The following is an 18988-nucleotide window of genomic DNA, read 5'->3' as shown; positions in this document are numbered from 1 at the left end:
AGCGAGGCCATGGCCTGAGGGAATCTCAGCGTCATGAACCACAACGCACCCCTCCCCCTCGCCCACCTCACCGACAACCGCCCCCGCGTGCTGTCGCTGGCCCAGCTCCGCGAGCACGGGGTCACCGCCTCCGACGCCGCCGAGCGGTCCTGGCAGCAGATCCTGCCGGGGGTGTTCCTGCTCCATTCCGGGCCCGCGACGAGCGAGGAGCGGCTGCACGCGGCGCTCCTGTACGCCGGGCGCCGAGGGGACGAGGTCATGATCACCGGGCTGGCCGCCCTCGCCCTGTACCGGTTCTCCTCCACCCCCGCCCTGCTCGGCCTCCCCCAGATCGACGTGCTCGTCCCGAACACCCGCCGCCTGCGCTCCGCAGGACAGGTCCGCATCGTCCGGACGCACACCCCGCCCCGGCCCATGGAGGTCACCGGGCTCCCCGTCGCCCCCGTGGCCCGCGCCGTCGCCGACGCCGTCGCCCACCTCTCCGACGCGGGTACGGTCCGCCGCCTGCTCAGCGAAGCCGTCCGCGGCGGGCACTGCGAACCGGCCGCCGTGGTCCGGGAGCTGACGGTGGCCCGGCTGCTGAACCGCCCGCACGTGGTGGACGCCGTCGAATCGCTGCTCGCCGAGGGCCGGGCCATCGCCGAGGACCGGCTGTACCAGCTCGTACGGGGCTTCGAACTCCCCGAGCCCGTCTGGAACGTGGACCTGCGGCTGCCCGGGGGCCCGCACCTGGGCGGGGTCGACGCGTACTGGCCGGAGCAGGCGGTGGCCGTGGAGATCGACACCCGGGCCCCGCGCCAGGGCGAGGACGAGGCGTGGACGGAGTCCGTCCGCAAGCGGGAGACCCTGGAGCGGTGCGGGGTGACCGTCCTGCACGTCACCCCGCGCAAGCTCCGCGACTGGCCCGAGCAGCAGGCCGCGGTCGTACGGACCGCCCTGACGGCGTCCGCCGACCGCGAGCCCGCCGCCTACCTCGTCGTCCTGCCCAGGTGACGGCCCTACAGCGCCGGATTGGCCGGCGAGTACTCCGGGGCGCTCCACACCAGCCGCCCCGGGTGCACGCTCTCCACCACCGACTCGATCCGGAAGCGGACCCGCCGGTCCCCGCCCGCCCCGAACTCGGGGTCCGCCCGCCCGCTGAGCTGGAGCAGCGCCCCGCTCTCCCAGTCCGGGAACAACAGCCCGGCCCGCGGGTCCGCCAGCAGGTTCCCCAGCGTCAGGAACATCGCGTTGCCGGCGTAGTCCGGCCAGGCCAGTTCGGTCGAGGACAACACCTCGACGAAGCCCGGCATTCCGCCCCGGTGGCTCGCGTCGGCCCCGTCCGCTCCCGCGGAGGTGGCGACGAAGAAGGTGTCGGCGGCGCGGACGGCCCGTTCCTGGTCGGGGGTGAGCGCGTCCCCGCGCCGCACGACACCGGCTCCTTCGGCGACGAGCTGGACAGGCTGCCGCTTCTGGAGGTACTTGGGGCAGTTGGCGAAGACCCGTTCGGCCGACAGCGCGAACCCGCCGGGGGTCACCTCCAGGGTTCCGCCCAGCCGCATCCGGCGCCGGGTGCGCGGGTCGAGGGAGATGGTCCCGACCCGGGTCCCGGCGGTGGCCAGCGCCTCGGCGAGCGGATCGCCCTCGGGGATCCCTCCCTTGACCGCGATCCGGTCCGGCCCGGTGGCCCGTACGAACCCGGGGGCGCCGGTCAGCAGTGAGGCCCAGAGCAGACCTCCGGGATCGGCCGCGCCGACGACCAGGTGCGGCTGCAGCCCCAGGAAGGCCGCGGCCACGTCCTTGATGTGCGGGGTGATGGACTGGCCGACGTGCACGGCGTGCTCGCGGACACCGACCCTCTCCTGGATGGCCAGCGAGCCCCAGTGGTACCCGGACATTAGAAGAACCCGCAGGTAGGTGCCCCTGCGACGGGAGCCTCGGCGTCTTCGGCGCCGCTCGGCACGGAGATCTCCAGCCGGGTCCCGTCGGGGTCGTGGAAGAAGATCCCGCCGGAGGCCGCCCCTTCGCCGTGGGCGACGACCCCCTCGTAGGCGAAATCGACGCCCAGGCCGCGCAGCCGCTCCTCGTACTCCCTGACCTCCTCGATGGCGTCCGCGGACAGCGCGAGGTGGTGCAGTCCGGCCGCGCCGGGCGCGTAGGCCCCCTCGGCCTGCTGCCACAGGGCGAGCACGAGCTCGCCGTCCCGGCCGAGCAGGGCGAAGCGGCGGTCCTCTTCCTTGCCCTCGCCGAGCAGCTCGAAGCCGAGGGCGTCCCGGTAGAAGACGAGCGACCGGGCGAGATCCGTGACGTTAAGGCCCACGTGGCCGGTGCGCAGCTTGCTGATGGCGGTCGTCACAACGGTTCCTTCCCCAGAACTCTCTAATTTCTAACCTTCTAAATCGAGATTAAGGGTTAGAGCGTGAGGAGTCAACCGCTCACGTACTCTTGAGGGGTTAGTGCCACGAGGAGGCGGACATGACGACGACGGACCCACGACCCCTGACCGGGGAACCGGTGGCCCTGGACCTGCTGAACACCCGGTGGGTCCAGGAGGGGGAACCCCTCGACCTCTTCGCCGGGGCCTTCGGACTCACCCGCGTCGAAGGGCTCGCGATCTGGCTGGAGAGCGCCGGCCTGGCCGGCCGCTTCCGCGCCGACGCCGCGACCCTGGTCCACCTGCTCACCGCCCGCGAGGCGCTGGCCCGCGCGGTCGCGGATCCGACCGACGAGAGCGCCCGCACCCTGGTCGACGCCGTCCTGGAGCACGGCCGGATCCGGGCGACCCTGACCGCCGAAGGGCCGGGCGAGCGGACGGAGTTCGACGACCCGACCTGGGGTCCGGCCTGGACGGCCGCCCGCGACTACCTGGAACTGCTGGGCTCCGACCCCGGCCGGGTCCGCAAGTGCGCCTCCGAGACCTGCGTGCTGCACTTCCACGACATCTCGCGCAACGGCACCCGGCGCTGGTGCTCGATGTCGGCCTGCGGAAACCGGGCGAAGGCATCCCGCCACTACGCGCGCACGCGCGAGCGCTGAACACGCCGAAGTTGTCACACCCGATCTGAGACCGGGGCCCGCCCGAGCCCTGACGCGCGGTCGGGAAGTCTACAAATCCATGTTCCACCCCGAAGGTTCGCACCGGTTCGGTCCGGTACGGGCCTTCTGGCGTATGCCCCGAGCTGGCGGGAGTCCGCCACGGTAGGTATCGGTCCGTGACAACTCTCCCCAAAGAGCTGTCACTTACGCGAGGCTGACCGGTCATCCGGCACCGAAATCCGGACCGTACCTTTCACTTAGCCAGGGATGCTGATGACCCTCGACTCCCCCAGCTCCATATCCGGGGCCCGGCGCGCCGCGCGCGTCGCGGCCGCGGCCGGCCTGGTGGCCGCCCTCGCGGCCACCGGCGCCATGCCCGTCTTCGCGGCGACCGGCACGAATACCCCCGCGCCCAGCCCTGCGGTGAAGTCTGCCGACGAGAAGCTCGGCTCGGCCGACGCCGAACTGCTCCAGGAAGCCAAGACCAAGGGCGAGAAGACCGTCACGGTGATGGTCGCGACGGCCCCCGGCGAGACCCAGCAGGTGGCCAAGCAGCTCGACGACGTCCAGGGCGCCTCGGTGGGCCAGACGTACGACAAGCTCGGCTACGTGCGCGCCACCCTGCCGACCGACAAGGCGGAGGCCGCGCTGAAGGCGGCCGCCAAGCTGTCCTCCGTGCACGGCATCGACCTGCGGCACGAGATCCAGCTGCCGGACCCCCGTCCGGACGCGGACCGCGAGACGGGGACGGTGAAGCGGACCGCCGCCGAGACCTACCCCGGTCCGGGCAAGAACACCCCGGCGAAGAACCCGTACAACCCGTCCTTCGAGACCGGTGCGCTGGACTTCCTCAAGAAGAACCCGACGGCCGACGGCCGCGGCGTGACCATCGGCATCATGGACTCGGGCGTCGACCTCGGCCACCCGGCGCTCCAGAAGACCACCACCGGCGAGCGCAAGATCGTCGACTGGGTCACCGCGACCGACCCGATCACCGACGGCGACGCCACCTGGCGCGCCCAGATCACCCCGGTCGCCGGTGGCACCTTCACCGCGGGCGGCGGGAGCTGGAAGGCTCCCGAGGGCTCGTTCCAGTGGAGCCGTTTCACCGAGTCGATCACCGCGAACGGTGACATGAAGGGCGACGTCAACCGGGACGGGGACACCACCGACCGGTTCGGCCTGCTCTACGACCCGGTCGCCGGGACCGTCCGCGTCGACACCGACCAGGACAACGACTTCACGAACAACGAGCCGATGAAGCCGTACAAGGACGGCTACCAGATCGGCTACTTCGGCACGGACAACCCGGCGACCGAGGTCGCCGAGCGCATCCCGTTCGTGATCGAGATCCGCAAGGACGTCCCGATGGACCCGCTGGGCGGTGACTGGGTCGGCAAGAAGGCCGACTTCGTCAACGTCGGCATCATCGAGTCCGAGCACGGCACGCACGTCGCGGGCATCACCGCCGCCAACGGCCTGTTCGGCGGGGCGATGAACGGCGAGGCTCCCGGCGCCAAGCTCGTCTCCTCGCGCGCCTGCTCCTGGTCCGGCGGCTGCACCAACATCGCGCTGACCGAGGGCATGATCGACCTCGTCGTCAACCGCGGCGTGGACATCGTCAACATGTCGATCGGCGGCCTGCCGGCCCTGAACGACGGCAACAACGCGCGCTCCGAGCTCTACAAGAACCTCATCGACACCTACGGTGTCCAGCTCGTCATCTCGGCGGGCAACGAGGGCCCCGGCATCAACACCATCGGCGACCCCGGTCTCGCGGACAAGGTCATCTCCGTGGGTGCGGCGGTCTCCAAGGAGACCTGGGCGGCCAACTACGGCTCCGGCGTGACCAAGAAGTACAACATGTTCCCCTTCTCCTCCCGCGGTCCGCGCGAGGACGGCGGCTTCACGCCGACGATCACCGCCCCCGGCGCGTCGATCAACACCATCCAGACCTGGCTGCCCGGCGCACCGGTGAAGGAGGCCGGCTACACCCTGCCGGCCGGTTACGGCATGCTCCAGGGCACCTCGATGTCCTCGCCGCAGGCGGCGGGCGCCAGCGCCCTGCTGATCTCGGCCGCCAAGCAGCAGAAGATCGCCCTCACCCCGGCGAACCTGCGCATCGCGCTCACCAGCAGCGCGAAGAAGATCGATGACGTTCCGGCGCACGCCCAGGGCGCGGGCCTGATCAACATCCCCGGCGCGTGGGAGTCCATCCAGCGCGGCGCGAAGGCCAACGACTTCACCGTCAAGGCCCCGGTCGACACCGCGATCGACCAGTTCCTGAAGACCCCGGGCTTCGGCACCGGCGTCTACGACCGCGAGGGCGGCCTGAAGGTCGGCCAGAAGAAGGTCTACGACGTCGTCGTCACCCGCACCACGGGCGTCAAGTACGGCACCCTGCACCAGCTGAGCTGGCGCAACAACGACGGCACGTTCAAGGTCCTCAGCGACTACGGCTACGTCACCCTGCCGCTGAACAAGCCGGTCACCATCAAGGTCGAGGCCAAGGCCAAGACGGCCGGCGTCCACAGCGGCATCCTGCAGCTCGACGACCCCTTCACCGAGGGCGTCGACAAGCAGATCCTCTCCACGGTCGTCGTCTCGACCCCGCTGGCGAAGCCCTCGTACAGCTACTCGGACACCTCCTCCGTGCAGCGCAACAGCCACAAGTCGTACTTCGTGACCGTCCCGGCGGGCGCGAAGACCCTCGAGGTCGCCCTCGGCGGACTCGCGGCGGGCAGCCAGACGCGCTTCATCTCGATCCACCCGTACGGTGTGGGCGTCGAGGACAGCGCGACGACCCAGTGCTACCCGAACTACGACAACCCGGCCAACCAGTGCCGCCCCGACCTGCGTTCGTACCCGAACCCGCAGCCGGGCGTCTGGGAGATCGAGGTCGAGTCGCGCCGTACGTCGCCGCTGCTCGACAACCCGTTCAAGCTGGACGTCTCCGTGCTCGGCGCGGCCTTCGACCCCGCGGTCAAGGTCCTGCCCGAGGTCAAGCAGGGCACCCCGGCGCCGGTCCAGTGGACCGTCAAGAACGACGGGGCCGCCATCTCCGGCGGAAAGCTCCAGGGTGGTCCGCTCGGCTCCGCGAAGGTCGCCAAGCCGACCATCGCCGCCGGTGAGACCCACACCACCGAGGTCACGATCGGCGAGGGCGTCTCCCGCCTCGACATCGCGATCGGCAAGGTGTCCGACACCGCCGCCGACCTCGACCTGGACGTGTACAAGGACGGCGTCAAGGTCGGCTCCTCCGCCGACGGCGACTCCGAGGAGGCCGTGAGCCTCGTCAACCCGGCCGCGGGCACCTACACCATCGAGGTGTTCGGCTACGCGATCCCGTCCGGCTCCACCACGTACGACTACCGCGACGTCTACTACTCGGCCGCCCTGGGCACCGTCCAGGTCGACGAGGCCGCCGCGGTCAACCTCGCCAACGGCGCCTCGGCGACCGTCTCCGCGAACGTGCTGGTCAACAGCGCCGCTCCGGAAGGCCGCCAATTCTTCGGCGAGGTCAAGCTGCTCAACGCCCGCGGCACCGCCGCCGGCACCGGCAGCGTGCAGATCGAGAAGGTCCTGCCGTAACCCGGTAGGAGCCTGAACACAGCGGGGGCGGTGCTCTGACGAGCACCGCCCCTCCTGTTTCCCCCCTCGGGGACGGGACTACTTCCCCTTCCCCAGCGAGCTCAGGTCCTGGGCGTACGTGCCCACCGCGTGGGCGATCACGTCCAGGTTGGTGTCGAACGCCTTGAGGTCGATGTTCTTCAGGGTGTCGCCCGCCCCGTGGTAGTTCGGGTCGTACGGGGCCCCGGCCGTGCCGCCGTACCGCTTGGCCTGCTCCGGCGTCTTGATGCCCTCGGCTCCGGTGAAGGTCCCGCCCGCCGGGATGCCGTTCGCGATGAAGGGGCCGTAGTCGGAGCGGCCGTCGAAGTCGCTGCCCTCGTGCGGCTTGCCCTTCTTGTCGAGGAAGCCGTTGATCAGCGCCTCGATCTGCGCCGAGCCGGCCGGTCCGGCGCCCTCGCCGGTCTTGTCCGGCGACCGCCGTGCAGCTCTGAGGGTGCCGCAACCCTCAGGCCGGGGAGGAATCGGACTCACATCCAGTTGGGCGGGGAGCGGTCTTTCACCCCCAGGGCGATGCTCCGCCGGATAGCAGTGTGTGTCGTGCGTTGCGAAAACCAAGCGCGTACGACGTGTTGAGCGAGAACCAAGCCAACACAGCACCGCCACAACTTCATACACCCGGGCTGGTTTCAACCCGGCTGGTGTTGATCGCGGAAGACTCGGTCGCTCGCTGAGCGACCGAGCGGCGTGAGTCAGGAATCCCCCTGCTTCGGCTGGGGGAGGATTCAAGTGCTCCTGGTCCAGCTCCAGGCATACGGTCCGTCATCCCGGGCGCCGGGATCACCCTCACCAATGGAGGGGTGATCCCGGTGCCCGGGGTGACGCCGTCCGAGGGCTAGGAGAACGCGCCCGGACCGGGGTGGTCCTCCTGTGGTTGTAAACGATCGCGCCCGCCGCGGCGGCGGCCCGCTGCTTCTCCACGAAGGTGCAGGTGCCGCGCTGGACCAGGGCGATCTTCCCGGCGAACGCACCGGCCGCGTAGTCGTCGGCGTCGCAGCCGGGGCTCTCGTCGACCCGGGCGAGGGCGAGCGCGGCGGTGAGGCCGCCGGCCGGGGTCGACTTGGTGAAGGTGAAGGCGGCGGTGGCCAGCTCCCGGGACTCCGCGCCGAGGACGGTGGTCTTCTCCGTCCTCGTGTGCGCGTCGTAGATGTCGAAGTCCTGGTACAAGACCTGGTACCCGGCCTTCTTCAGGGTGTCGTGGACGTAGGCGGCGGAGGCCGCGTGGCCGGGCGTGCCGGCGGCGCGGTTGCCCCCGTTGGCGTCGGCGATCTGCTGGAACCTCGCCAGGTGGCGGTAGGCGCCGCGGGCGGTGACCTCCTCCACCAGCTCCTTGGCCAGCCGGCCCTCGCGCGGGTGGGCGGCGGCCGCGAGGGCGGCGAGCGCCGGTATGGACCGGCGGCGGTGGCGGAAGGCGGGCACGGTGATCTACCCGAGGTTCGACATACGGAACAACTTTCCGGATCACGGACATGGCAGACGGGACCGTAAGCGGCTTCGACCAGGCGAAACGCCCATCGGGCGGCGGTGCAACACGCTCGCCACGGAGTTGTCACGCGGGTTCACGGGAAGAACACCGTCCGCTCCTCGGACAATGGATTGGACAAGGCTCGTGGGGTCGAACGCATGATGGCTTCACGCGCGCCCGCGTCGTACGTACCAAGAGGAGTCACCGTGAGGGTCGGAATCGTCGGAGCCACCGGACAGGTCGGCGGAGTCATGCGCGGCATCCTGGCCGAGCGCAAGTTCCCGGTGGACGAGCTGCGGCTGTTCGCCTCGGCCCGTTCGGCCGGCTCCACCCTCGAGTGGGAGGGCCGGGAGATCACCATCGAGGACGCGTCCACGGCCGACTACTCCGGCCTGGACATCGTGCTCTTCTCCGCGGGCGGCGCCACCTCCAGGGCCCTCGCCGAGAAGGTCGCCTCGCAGGGCGCCGTCGTGATCGACAACTCCTCCGCCTGGCGCGGCGACCCCGAGGTCCCCCTCGTCGTCTCCGAGGTCAACCCGCACGCGATCAAGAACCGCCCGAAGGGCATCATCGCGAACCCGAACTGCACCACCATGGCCGCGATGCCGGTGCTGCGCCCGCTGCACGACGAGGCCGGTCTGACCGCGCTGATCGCCACCACCTACCAGGCCGTGTCCGGCTCGGGCCTGGCGGGCGTCGCCGAGCTCAAGGGCCAGGCCTGCGCCGTCTCCGAGGCCGCCGACCAGCTGACCTTCGACGGCGACGCGGTGGAGTTCCCGGCGCCCGCCGTCTACAAGCGTCCGATCGCCTACAACGTGATCCCGCTCGCGGGCTCGATCGTCGACGACGGCTCCTTCGAGACCGACGAGGAGCAGAAGCTCCGCAACGAGTCCCGCAAGATCCTGGAGATCCCGGAGCTCAAGGTCTCGGGCACCTGCGTGCGCGTGCCGGTCTTCGCGGGCCACTCCCTCCAGGTCAACGTCCGCTTCGACCGCCCGCTGAGCGTCGAGCGCGCCTACGAGCTGCTCAAGGACGCCCCGGGCGTCGAGCTCTCGGAGATCCCGACCCCGCTGCAGGCCGCCGGCAAGGACGCCTCGTACGTGGGCCGCATCCGCGTCGACGAGACCACCGAGAACGGCCTCGCGCTGTTCCTCTCCAACGACAACCTCCGCAAGGGCGCCGCGCTGAACGCGGTCCAGATCGCGGAGCTGGTCGCGGAGGAGCTGCGCGGCTGATCCCGCTCGCACGGACGGAGGGCGGCACCGTCACGGTGCCGCCCTCCGGCGTTCCCGCCCTCGGGGCAGAGCCCCTATGCCCGGCGGACCTCGAAGAGGTAGCAGCCGAATTCGGCCGAGCGGACGTGGACGAGCGCGGTCCGCGGGTCCTCGAAGGCCTCCGTCAGCGCCTGCCCGACCACCGCGTCCGGGTCCTCGGAGAGGTCGAGCACCCGCCCGCCGAGGATGTGGCCCGCCGCGTCGTAGCGGCGGGCCGTGCGCAGGGCACCCGGGTGGGCGAAGGGGAGGCCGGACTCCGGGGCCGGTCCGCCGCAGTCGGCGGCGTGGACGAACACCGGGCCCTGCTCGTCGTAGGCCCCGGGGTCGGCGCCGGTCGCGGCGGCCCAGCGGCGCAGCGGGGCGTACGAGACGAGGGCGATCCGCTCTCCGGGGACGCTGCGGCGCAGGCAGCAGCGCAGCGGGGCGCCGCCCTCCGGGTCCTCGTACGGCGTGCAGGGCCGACCGGCGTCGTCGAGGGTGCGCAGGCGGGCGAGGACGGGAGGGGCGATGGCGAGCACGGTGTGGGTGGTCATGGGGTCCAGGGTGCTCCCGGCGGACCGGTCGGAGCTGGCGGAAATCGGACGTCGCGTTTCGCCCGTGGATGACTCCGGCGCGGTGGCGCGGCCCGCGTGGAAGGATGGGCCGGAACGTCACCATCGAAGGAGATGACCGCGTGCCAGGCACGAATCTGACCCGTGAAGAGGCTCAGCAGCGGGCAAAGCTGCTCAGTGTCGACTCGTACGAGATCGAGCTCGATCTCAGCGGCGCGCAGGAGGGCGGCACGTACCCCTCCGTGACCACCGTGCGCTTCCAGTCCGCCGAGGCCGGCGCCGAGACCTTCATCGACCTGGTCGCTCCGGCCGTGCACGAGGTCGTCCTCAACGGCAAGTCGCTCGACGTGGCCGCCGTCTTCCGGGATTCCCGGATCGCGCTGGCGCACCTCGCCGCCGGGGACAACGAGCTGCGCGTCGTTGCCGACTGCGCCTACACCAACACCGGTGAGGGTCTGCACCGCTTCGTCGACCCGGTCGACGAGCAGGCGTACCTGTACACCCAGTTCGAGGTCCCGGACGCGCGCCGCGTGTTCGCGAGCTTCGAACAGCCCGACCTGAAGGCGACGTTCCGGTTCACCGTGACGGCTCCCGCGGGCTGGACGGTCATCTCGAACTCCCCGACGCCGGACGTGCCCGCCGACAACGTCTGGCGCTTCGAGCCCACCCCGCGCATCTCCACGTACATCACGGCCCTGATCGTCGGCCCGTACCACGCGGTGCACAGCTCCTACGAGGGCGCGGACGGTCAGTCCGTCCCGCTCGGCATCTACTGCCGTCCCTCGCTCGCCGAGTTCCTCGACGCCGACGAGATCTTCGACGTGACCCGGCAGGGCTTCACCTGGTTCCAGGAGAAGTTCGCGTACGACTACCCCTTCGCGAAGTACGACCAGCTCTTCGTGCCGGAGTTCAACGCGGGCGCCATGGAGAACGCGGGCGCGGTCACCATCCGCGACCAGTACGTCTTCCGCTCGAAGGTGACGGACGCGGCGTACGAGACGCGCGCCGAGACCATCCTGCACGAGCTCGCGCACATGTGGTTCGGCGACCTCGTCACCATGGAGTGGTGGAACGACCTGTGGCTGAACGAGTCGTTCGCCACCTACACCTCCATCGCCTGCCAGGCGTACGCGGAGGGTTCGAAGTGGCCGCACGCCTGGACCTCCTTCGCCAACTCCATGAAGACCTGGGCGTACCGGCAGGACCAGCTGCCCTCCACGCACCCGATCATGGCCGACATCCGTGACCTGGACGACGTCCTGGTCAACTTCGACGGCATCACGTACGCCAAGGGCGCCTCGGTGCTCAAGCAGCTCGTGGCCTACGTCGGCCAGGACGCCTTCTTCAAGGGCGTGCAGGCGTACTTCAAGGCGCACGCCTTCGGGAACACGCGCCTGTCGGACCTGCTGGGCGCGCTGGAGGAGACCTCCGGCCGCGATCTGACCGCCTGGTCGAAGGCGTGGCTGGAGACGGCCGGCATCAACATCCTGCGCCCGGAGATCGAGACGGACGAGAACGGCGCCATCACCGCCTTCGCCATCCGTCAGGAGGCTCCGGCACTGCCCGCCGGCGCCAAGGGCGAGCCCGTCCTGCGCCCGCACCGCATCGCGGTCGGCCTGTACGAGCTGACCGACGGCAAGCTGGTGCGCGGCGACCGGATCGAGCTGGACATCGACGGCGACCTCACCGCCGTACCGGAGCTGATCGGCCGGACCCGTCCGGCCGTGGTCCTGCTGAACGACGACGACCTGTCGTACGCCAAGGTCCGCCTCGACGAGGTGTCCCTCGCCAACGTCACCGCGCACCTGGGCGACTTCACCGAGTCGCTGCCGCGCGCGCTGTGCTGGGCCTCGGCCTGGGACATGACCCGCGACGGCGAACTGGCCACCCGCGACTACCTCGCCCTCGTCCTGTCGGGCATCGGCAAGGAGTCGGACATCGGCGTCGTCCAGTCGCTGCACCGCCAGGTCAAGCTGGCCGTGGACCTGTACGCCGACCCGGCGTGGCGCGACCAGGGCCTGGCCCTGTGGACGGAGGCCTCGCTGGAGCACCTGCGCGCGGCCGAGCCGGGCAGCGACCACCAGCTGGCGTGGGCCCGCGCCTTCGCGGCGACGGCCCGCACCGAGGAGCAGCTGACCTACCTGTCGGCGCTGCTGGACGGCTCGGCCGAGGTCAAGGGCCTGGCCGTGGACACCGACCTGCGCTGGGCTTTCCTGGAGCGCCTGGTCGCCACGGGCGTCGCCGACGAGGCGGCCATCGCGGCCGAGCTGGAGCGGGACAAGACCGCGGCGGGCGAGCGGCACGCGGCGACCGCCCGCGCGGCGCGTCCGACGGCGGAGGCCAAGGCGGAGGCGTGGGCCTCGGTCGTCGAGGGCGACTCGCTGCCGAACGCGGTGCAGGAGGCGGTGATCGGGGGCTTCGTCCAGACCGACCAGCGCGAGCTCCTCGCCCCGTACACGGCGAAGTACTTCGCGGCGGTCAAGGAGGTCTGGGAGACCCGCAGCCACGAGATCGCCCAGCAGATCGCGGTGGGGCTCTACCCGTCCCTCCAGGTCTCCGCGGAGACCCTCGCGGCGACGGACGCCTGGCTGGCCTCGGCCGAGCCGAACGCGGCCCTGCGGCGCCTCGTCTCCGAGTCCCGCGCGGGCGTGGAGCGCGCGCTGCGCGCCCAGGCGGCGGACGCCCAGGCGTAACCCCGCGGGTCCGCTCCCGGGGCTCCGCCCCGGACCCCGCGCCTCAAACGCCGGCGAGGCTGAGATGTACCGCTGCGCGGCACATTCCAGCCCGTCCGGCGTTTGAGGACCGGGTCCGGGCAGAGCCCGGGGAACGGTGGAAGGGCGGGTAGGGGACTTCGCCCCGCAGGGCTGCCCACCCCGCGCGGCGGCTACGGCCGGGCCGTGGCGACGGCTCGTAGGGCCGCCAGGACGTGGGCCACGGCAGGGGCCGACTCCGAGCCCCGCCGCAGGGCGGCGATGACGTGCCGGGTGGGCCGGTCGTGGGGCAGCCCGCGGACGGCGACGCCCGCCGCGCGGCTCGCCACCATCCGGGGCACCAGCGCCACCCCCATGCCCGCCTCGACCATGGCCAGGATCGCGGTCCAGCCGGAGGCCGAGTGAGCCTGCTCGGGCACGAACCCCGCCGCCTCGCACGCGTTGCGGGTGATCTCCGACCAGGGCCCGGAGCCGCCGTAGATCCACGGATCCCCGGACAGGTCCGCGAGCCGCAGCTCCGCGGCTCCGGCCAGCGGGTGGTCCGGGGGCAGGGCCACGTCGAGGGGGTCCTCCAGCAGGGTCCGGCGGGTGAAGCGGGGATCACGGGCGGTCGGGGCGTGCGCGGCGAGGGAGAGCGCGAGGTCGACGACCCCGGCGGACAGCAGCTCGTAGGACTCGGCCGCCTCGGTCTCCCGTACGCGGACCTCCACCCCGGGGTGCGAGCGCCTCAGGGCGGCGACCGCCGGGACCACGAGGACCGGTACGGCGGTGGAGAAGGCGCCGATCCGCACCTCCCCCGCCTCCCCCGCGAGGTATCCGGTGAGTTCCGCGTCGGCCCGCTCCAGCTGCGCGAACACGGCCTCCGCGTGCCGGAGTACGAGGTGTGCGGCGTCGGTGAGCCGGACCCGGCGGCCCTGGGCCTCCAGCAGCGGGACCCCCAGCATCCTGGCCAGGTTGGTCAGCTGCTGCGAAACGGCCGAGGGCGTCATGTGCAGCGCCTCGGCCGTCGCGGTCACGGTCCCCTGTTCGGCGAGGGTCCGCAGGATCCGCAGCTTCTTGATGTCCCACTCGATCATGGGACCGAACTTACCGCCGGGCACCCAGACCCACGCCGCCCAGGATCAGCGCCATGCAGAGGAGCTGCGTCGGGCCGGTCGTCTCGCCGAGGAGCAGCAGGCCGAGGCCCGCGACGCAGACAGGCTGGAGGTAGTAGACGACTCCGGCGCGGGCGGCGCCGATCATCGCGACGGCCTTGTTCCAGGCGAAGAAGGCGACGGCGGAGGAGAAGACGCCGACGTACAGGAGCATTCCGGCGGTGGAGGGAGTGACCCGGAAGCCGCCCTGGACGCCGACGGACACGGCGTAGGCGGGGGCGAGCATCAGGGCGCCGAGGACGAAGGTGGTGAGCAGGAAGGCGAGGCCGCCCAGTTCGGCGGACTTGCGCTTGAGGAGCGCGCTGTACGTGGCGAAGGACAGGGCGGCGCCGAACATCCACAGGTCGCCGGCGGCGAAGTCGAAGCGGATCGATCCCTTGCCGACCAGGAGGAGCACGCCGAGGGCGGCGAGGGCCAGGCCGAAGGTGCGCCGGGCGCCGAGCCTTTCGCCGCCGAGCCGGGCGTACAGGGCCATGATGACCGGCGAGGCGGCCATGATCATGCCCATGTTGGAGGCGGAGGTGGTCAGTCCGGCCTGGTGGACGAGCGTGTTGTAGAGGGTGACGCCGAAGAGGGTGGCCAGGGCGATGTAGCCGAAGTGCCTGCGGATCAGGGCCCGCTGCTGCCAGGCCTGCCGGGCGGCGAAGGGGGCGACGGCCACGGTGGCGATCACCCACCGCCAGAAGACGGCCTGGACGGGCGGGATGCTGTCGGCCATGCCGCGGGTGGCGACGAAGCTGCCGGACCAGACGACCGTCGCGAGCAGGGCGAGGAGGATGCCGAGACCGGCGGCCGCCTTCTTCGCCTTGCCGGGCAGTGCTTCCTGCGGGACGGTGCGGACTCGGTCCATGACGGCCACGGTGTGTCTCCCCCTCGGGGTTCGGAGTGTCGGTTCGTTGGTCTACCGTCGCACCGGGTCACCCGTCAGGTCCATCGAAACATTTCGATCGGTCTCTTCAGCAGAACTGAACGATCCGGCCTTCGGTCGCGCCGCAGCCGTCGCGCCAGCCCTCCCCGCCGCGAGCTGCCCCGCGATGGTGGCGCCGAAGGCGATCACCATGCCCAGCACCTGCACCGGCGACAGCGCCTGCCCCAGGGCGGCCCACCCGATGACGGCGGCGGTGAGCGGCGAGAGAGGGCCGAGGAGGGTGACCGACGTGGCGCTGAGCTGCCCGATGCCGCGGATCCAGAGCCAGTACGCGATGCCGGTGTTGATCAGCATCATGTAGCCGTACCCGAGGAAGGCCTTGCCGTCGAGGGCCGGCGGCGCCCCCTCCACCAGCGCGGCGACCGGAATGATGATCAGGCCGCCCGCGGTGAGCTGCCAGCCGGTCATGGCCAGCGGGCCGACACCCTCCGGGCGCCCCCACCGCTTGGTCATGACGGTGCCCGATGCCATCGAGGCGGAGGAGACGATGCCGGCCACCACCCCGACCAGGTCGAGCTGCGCCTCGGCGGTCAGCACCACCATGCTGACGCCGAAGGCCGCCGCCACGGCGGCGAGCACGGTCCGCAGCCGGGCCCGCTCACCCAGGAGGAGGGCGGCGAGCCCCACGACGAACAGCGGTCCCGCGGAGCCCAATACGGCCGCGACCCCGCCGGGCAGGCGGTAGGCGGAGAGGAACAGGAGCGGGAAGAAGGCGCCGATGTTGAGTCCGCCCAGGACGGCCGCCTTCCACCACCACCGCCCCGTGGGCAGCTTCCGCGCGAGGGCGGTGAGCAGGAGTCCGGCGGGCAGGGCGCGCATCACGCCGGTGAACAGCGGCCGGTCGGGCGGCAGCAGCTCGGAGGCCACGAAGTAGGTGGAGCCCCAGGAGATGGGGGCGAGGGCGGTCAGGGCGATGGTGGCGATGCGCTTCACGGCGGTGCTCCTCCGGCAGGGACGAGTAGCTCGAGCGAGCGGTTCGAGAGAGTAGCTCACTTGGAAGTAGCTTAGCACTAAGCTACTTTCCTGCAAGCAACTTTCTTGCGAAGGAACAAGTGGAAGCCGGATACTGCGCCTATGACCGACAAAGCCCCCGTCGACGCGGTCGACGCGATCGCGGACCAGTGGTTCGCGGTGCGACCCGATCTGGACACCGCACCCATGGCCGTCTTCGGCCGGATCTACCGGATCTCCAAAGCCATGGGCGACGCGATGGAAAAGGCCTACGCGCGCTACGGAATCTCGCGCGGGGAGTTCGACGTCGTGGCCACGCTGCGCCGGAGCGGAAGCCCGTACACCCTCTCGCCCCGCCAGCTCTCGGCCACGCTGATGCTCACCACGGGCGGGATGACGGGACGGCTGGACAAGCTGGAGAAGGCCGGGCTGCTGCGCCGCAGCCCCGATCCGGACGACCGGCGGGGGCTGCGGGTGACCATCACCGACCGGGGCCTCGCGCTCATCGACGAAGCGGTCGCGGCGGGTCTGGAGGTGCAGCGGGAAGCGCTCACCGGGCTGGACGAGGCGGAGATCGCGACGCTCACCGGTCTGCTGCGCAAGGTGATGGCAGGGACCCCCTAGCGGACCCCGGCCTGCGGAGCCGGGCCCGGCGAACCGGGCCCGGGTACGACGAGGCGCCGGGGGTCCTCAGGGACCCCCGGCGCCTTCGTTCGGTCTTCGGTCAGCCTTCGTTCTGCGCCTTGCGCGACTTGTCGCCGACCATCACCAGACCGGCGATGACCAGGAACAGCACGATCGGCGCGGCCACGTAGAGGCCGAGCGTCTCGGCGACGCTCAGGCCCGGACCCGGGTCGTCGCCGTCGTCACGGGTGACCGCGAGGGCGGGAGACGTCATCAGCAGCATCATCAGCGTCGATCCGGCCGTGACGGCGCCGGCGCGCAGAGCGTTCTTCTTGTCCACGGTGCAAACGTAGCGAACACCTAAACGCCGCGCGCGCCCGGGGGTGCCGTACGGGTTCCCACCGCCCCCCGCACCGCCCCCAGCAGGGCGTTCGCCCGCGGCGAGGCGGCCAGTGCCTCCAGGGTCAGCGGCCGGCCCTCCGCGTCGGCGACCGGGAGCCGCCAGTTGGGGTACTGGTCCCAGGTGCCGGGCAGGTTCTGCGGCCGCCGGTCCCCCACCGCGTCGGGCAGCCAGACCCCGACCAGCCGGGCCGGCGTGCGCAGCAAGAACCCGTACAGGGCCCGTACGGCGGCCTCCTCGCCCTTGGTGTCGAGCCCGAGGTCCTCCAGTACGTCCAGCCAGCGCGCGGTGTCGGCCGCGTCCTCGGCGCGCTCCCGCTCGGCCGGGCGGGTCAGCAGGCCGAGCCGGTCGCGCAGTTCCACGTGGGAGCCGGCCAGTTTGGCGGCCGTGGGCGGCAGATCGTGGGTGGTCACGGTGGCCAGGCAGTCGGCCCGCCAGCGCTCCGGCTCCAGCGGCTCGCCGTCGCCGCCCCAGTCCCGCTCGAACCACAGCACCGAGGTGCCCAGCACCCCGCGCCGGGCCAGCGCCTGACGGACCCCCGGCTGCACGGTGCCGAGGTCCTCGCCGATGACCAGGGCCCCCGCCCTGTGCGCCTCCAGGACCAGCAGGGCGAGCATCGCCTCCCCGTCGTACGCGACGTACGCGCCTTCGGCGGGCGGGGCCCCTTCCGGGATCCACCAGAGCCGGAACAGTCCCATGACGTGGTCGATGCGCAGCGCGCCCGCATACCTGAACACCCCCCGCAGCAGAGCCCGCAGCGGCGCGTACCCGGTGGCGGCAAGCCGGTCGGGCCGCCACGGGGGCAGCCCCCAGTCCTGGCCGCGCGCGTTGAAGGCGTCCGGCGGGGCCCCGACCGAGACGGCCCGCGCGTAGTGGGGGGCGCCGGTGGCGTCCGAGCCCTCCGGGTGCACCCCGACGGCCAGGTCGTGCACGATGCCGACCGCCATCCCGGCCTCCTTGGCTGCGCGCTGGGCGGCGGCGAGCTGGGCGTCCGTCAGCCAGACCAGCCAGCGGTGGAAGTCGGCCCCGGCCTTCGGGTCCTCCCCGGCGTGCCCGGCGCACCAGGCGGCGTGCCGGTCCAGCTCCGCGCCCTGCTCGGCGCGGAACTCCCCGTAGGCCGCCTCCCGTTCGGGGCTCCGCGGGACGGCGTACAGCAGCTCCAGGGCGGCCCGCTTGAGGGTCCAGACGGCGTCCCGGTCGATCAGCGCCCCCTTCTCCAGCACCTCGCGCCGCAACTCCGCCCCCCGGTCGGCCAGTTCCGCGAGGGCGGCCCGGTCGGGGCAGTCGGCGTACTCGGGGACGTCCTCGATCCGCAGGTGCACCGGGTCGGGGAAGCGGCGCGAGGACGGCCGGTACGGGGAGGGGTCGGTCGGGGTGCCGGGCACGGCCGCGTGCAGCGGGTTGACCTGGACGAAGCCGGCTCCGTGGATGCGTCCCGCCCAGCGCGCCAGCTCCGCGAGATCGCCCAGGTCGCCCATGCCCCAGGAACGCTCGGAGAGCACCGAGTAGAGCTGGACGAGCAGCCCGTGGGTGCGTTCGGGCGCCGCCGGAGCCCGGTCGGGGGCAACGATCAGGGTGGCGGTGGCGGTGCGGCCGTCCGGGGCCTCGGCGTGGATCCGGTGCACGCCGAGGGGCGGCTCCCCCGCGTCGGCCGCGCTCCAGGCCGCAGGCGGCTCCTGGCGGACCGCACGGCCCGCCGCCTCCGACGGCCCGGCCCCCTCGGCCTCCGCCTCCAGCAGCGTCCGGGTCCCCGGCGGCAGCGCGCCCAGCTCCACGGGCGGCCGGGATCCCGCCCACCACACCAGCACGCGGGGCAACAGCCGGTGCGCCGCGTCGTGTTCGGCGGTGGCCAGGTGCGCCCGTACGGACTCCGGGGTGTCCGTGTCCACCCCCAGCTGCCGCAGCACGGCGGCGATGGTGGCCTCCGGGACCCGGAGGGTGACGTCCTCGGCGGGCTGGTAGGTGGTGGCCACTCCGTACAGGGCCGCGAGCCGGGCGAGGTCGTCCATCAGGTTCCTTCTCGTCTAGTCACCCGCGGCGGCCGCCGCGGCATGGGTGGTCGGCTCGCTGGTCAGCGGGGCCTCGCAGGCGAGCGGGGGCTCACTGGTCAACGGCGCGTGCGCGGCGTCGGCGAGCGACGGCTCGCTGGTCAGGGGCCGCTCGTCGGGTCCGGCCTGCGCCGGCAGGTGGGCGAGCGGCGGGATCCGTTTGGGGCCGGATATGGCGGTGGTGGCGCTTCCGGCGTTCGCGGCTTCGGTGGTTGCAGCCTTGGTGTTCGCAGCCTTGGT

Annotated in this window: 16 protein-coding genes and 1 pseudogene; 6 read left to right on the top strand and 11 right to left on the bottom strand. The window is 71.9% G+C overall.

Features of this window, described 5'->3' with window-relative positions:
- Positions 1-33: 33 nt before the first annotated feature.
- A complete protein-coding gene (locus ACE1OC_RS26845; RefSeq protein ID WP_407839168.1) occupies positions 34-993 on the top strand; it encodes a hypothetical protein in 960 nt (319 codons plus the stop codon).
- A gap of 5 nt (positions 994-998) precedes the next feature.
- On the opposite strand, the gene ACE1OC_RS26840 is transcribed toward ACE1OC_RS26845, so the two are convergent.
- Positions 999-1877 carry a pyridoxamine 5'-phosphate oxidase family protein gene (locus ACE1OC_RS26840; protein WP_407839167.1) on the bottom strand — a complete coding sequence of 293 codons (879 nt, stop codon included), beginning with the start codon at positions 1875-1877 and terminating at the stop codon, positions 999-1001.
- Positions 1877-2335 carry a VOC family protein gene (locus ACE1OC_RS26835; protein WP_407839166.1) on the bottom strand — a complete coding sequence of 153 codons (459 nt, stop codon included), beginning with the start codon at positions 2333-2335 and terminating at the stop codon, positions 1877-1879. The genes ACE1OC_RS26840 and ACE1OC_RS26835 overlap by 1 nt, the downstream gene beginning before the upstream one ends.
- Positions 2336-2454: 119 nt before the next feature.
- On the opposite strand from ACE1OC_RS26835, the gene ACE1OC_RS26830 reads away from it, so the two are divergent.
- On the top strand, positions 2455-3015 hold the full coding sequence (locus ACE1OC_RS26830) for a CGNR zinc finger domain-containing protein (protein WP_407839165.1): 561 nt from the start codon (positions 2455-2457) through the stop codon (positions 3013-3015).
- A gap of 273 nt (positions 3016-3288) precedes the next feature.
- The gene (locus tag ACE1OC_RS26825; RefSeq protein ID WP_407839164.1) at positions 3289-6606 is read left to right on the top strand and encodes a S8 family serine peptidase; all 3318 of its coding nucleotides are present in this window, start codon (positions 3289-3291) and stop codon (positions 6604-6606) included.
- A gap of 78 nt (positions 6607-6684) precedes the next feature.
- Here ACE1OC_RS26825 and ACE1OC_RS26820 read toward each other — a convergent pair.
- Positions 6685-7053, bottom strand: a pseudogene (locus ACE1OC_RS26820) (M28 family peptidase); the annotation flags it as partial.
- A gap of 375 nt (positions 7054-7428) precedes the next feature.
- Positions 7429-8061 (bottom strand): PA domain-containing protein, encoded by a 633-nt coding sequence (locus ACE1OC_RS26815; RefSeq protein WP_407839163.1) that lies wholly within the window; start codon positions 8059-8061, stop codon positions 7429-7431.
- A gap of 252 nt (positions 8062-8313) precedes the next feature.
- Between ACE1OC_RS26815 and ACE1OC_RS26810 the strand changes: the two genes are divergently transcribed.
- Positions 8314-9342 (top strand): aspartate-semialdehyde dehydrogenase, encoded by a 1029-nt coding sequence (locus tag ACE1OC_RS26810; RefSeq protein ID WP_407839162.1) that lies wholly within the window; start codon positions 8314-8316, stop codon positions 9340-9342.
- 74 nt (positions 9343-9416) lie between these two features.
- Here ACE1OC_RS26810 and ACE1OC_RS26805 read toward each other — a convergent pair whose 3' ends face one another.
- The gene (locus ACE1OC_RS26805; protein WP_407839161.1) at positions 9417-9914 is read right to left on the bottom strand and encodes a DUF1203 domain-containing protein; all 498 of its coding nucleotides are present in this window, start codon (positions 9912-9914) and stop codon (positions 9417-9419) included.
- 140 nt (positions 9915-10054) lie between these two features.
- Here ACE1OC_RS26805 and pepN point away from each other — a divergent pair, with 140 nt between their 5' ends.
- Positions 10055-12625: an aminopeptidase N gene (gene pepN / locus ACE1OC_RS26800; protein ID WP_407839160.1), complete on the top strand. Its 2571-nt coding sequence runs from the start codon at positions 10055-10057 to the stop codon at positions 12623-12625.
- A gap of 191 nt (positions 12626-12816) precedes the next feature.
- On the opposite strand, the gene ACE1OC_RS26795 is transcribed toward pepN, so the two are convergent.
- Genes ACE1OC_RS26795 through ACE1OC_RS26785 form a run of 3 tightly spaced genes read right to left on the bottom strand, consistent with a single transcriptional unit; the run spans position 12817 to position 15658 of the window.
- Positions 12817-13719, bottom strand: a complete 903-nt coding sequence (locus tag ACE1OC_RS26795) for a LysR family transcriptional regulator (protein ID WP_274553292.1) — start codon at positions 13717-13719, stop codon at positions 12817-12819.
- A gap of 10 nt (positions 13720-13729) precedes the next feature.
- Positions 13730-14656, bottom strand: coding sequence for a DMT family transporter (locus ACE1OC_RS26790; protein WP_407839159.1), 927 nt, complete (start codon positions 14654-14656; stop codon positions 13730-13732).
- Between the two features lie 42 nt (positions 14657-14698).
- A complete protein-coding gene (locus ACE1OC_RS26785) occupies positions 14699-15658 on the bottom strand; it encodes an EamA family transporter (protein WP_407839158.1) in 960 nt (319 codons plus the stop codon).
- 141 nt (positions 15659-15799) lie between these two features.
- Between ACE1OC_RS26785 and ACE1OC_RS26780 the strand changes: the two genes are divergently transcribed.
- Positions 15800-16300, top strand: a complete 501-nt coding sequence (locus ACE1OC_RS26780; protein WP_274553289.1) for a MarR family winged helix-turn-helix transcriptional regulator — start codon at positions 15800-15802, stop codon at positions 16298-16300.
- 100 nt (positions 16301-16400) lie between these two features.
- On the opposite strand, the gene ACE1OC_RS26775 is transcribed toward ACE1OC_RS26780, so the two are convergent.
- The 3 genes from ACE1OC_RS26775 to ACE1OC_RS26765 are packed head-to-tail and all read right to left on the bottom strand — an operon-like array spanning position 16401 to position 18922.
- A complete protein-coding gene (locus ACE1OC_RS26775; RefSeq protein ID WP_407839157.1) occupies positions 16401-16640 on the bottom strand; it encodes a hypothetical protein in 240 nt (79 codons plus the stop codon).
- A 20-nt stretch (positions 16641-16660) separates the two neighbouring features.
- On the bottom strand, positions 16661-18709 hold the full coding sequence (locus ACE1OC_RS26770) for a 4-alpha-glucanotransferase (RefSeq protein ID WP_407839156.1): 2049 nt from the start codon (positions 18707-18709) through the stop codon (positions 16661-16663).
- A gap of 15 nt (positions 18710-18724) precedes the next feature.
- Positions 18725-18922 (bottom strand): hypothetical protein, encoded by a 198-nt coding sequence (locus ACE1OC_RS26765; RefSeq protein WP_407841691.1) that lies wholly within the window; start codon positions 18920-18922, stop codon positions 18725-18727.
- Positions 18923-18988: the final 66 nt, after the last annotated feature.

This window comes from Streptomyces stoeckheimensis (assembly GCF_045822005.1).
GTDB lineage: Bacteria > Actinomycetota > Actinomycetes > Streptomycetales > Streptomycetaceae > Streptomyces > Streptomyces stoeckheimensis.
The sequence above is the reverse complement of the archived record's forward strand: the minus strand, read 5'-3'. Positions and strand labels throughout refer to the sequence as shown.

Excerpts from the sequence above, each read along its gene's own strand:
- ACE1OC_RS26845 (WP_407839168.1), top strand. The coding sequence starts at position 34 with ATGAACCACAACGCACCCCTCCCCCTCGCCCACCTCACCGACAACCGC.
- ACE1OC_RS26840 (WP_407839167.1), bottom strand. The coding sequence starts at position 1,877 with ATGTCCGGGTACCACTGGGGCTCGCTGGCCATCCAGGAGAGGGTCGGT.
- ACE1OC_RS26830 (WP_407839165.1), top strand. The coding sequence starts at position 2,455 with ATGACGACGACGGACCCACGACCCCTGACCGGGGAACCGGTGGCCCTG.
- ACE1OC_RS26825 (WP_407839164.1), top strand. The coding sequence starts at position 3,289 with ATGACCCTCGACTCCCCCAGCTCCATATCCGGGGCCCGGCGCGCCGCG.
- ACE1OC_RS26805 (WP_407839161.1), bottom strand. The coding sequence starts at position 9,914 with ATGACCACCCACACCGTGCTCGCCATCGCCCCTCCCGTCCTCGCCCGC.
- ACE1OC_RS26795 (WP_274553292.1), bottom strand. The coding sequence starts at position 13,719 with ATGATCGAGTGGGACATCAAGAAGCTGCGGATCCTGCGGACCCTCGCC.
- ACE1OC_RS26780 (WP_274553289.1), top strand. The coding sequence starts at position 15,800 with ATGACCGACAAAGCCCCCGTCGACGCGGTCGACGCGATCGCGGACCAG.
- ACE1OC_RS26770 (WP_407839156.1), bottom strand. The coding sequence starts at position 18,709 with ATGGACGACCTCGCCCGGCTCGCGGCCCTGTACGGAGTGGCCACCACC.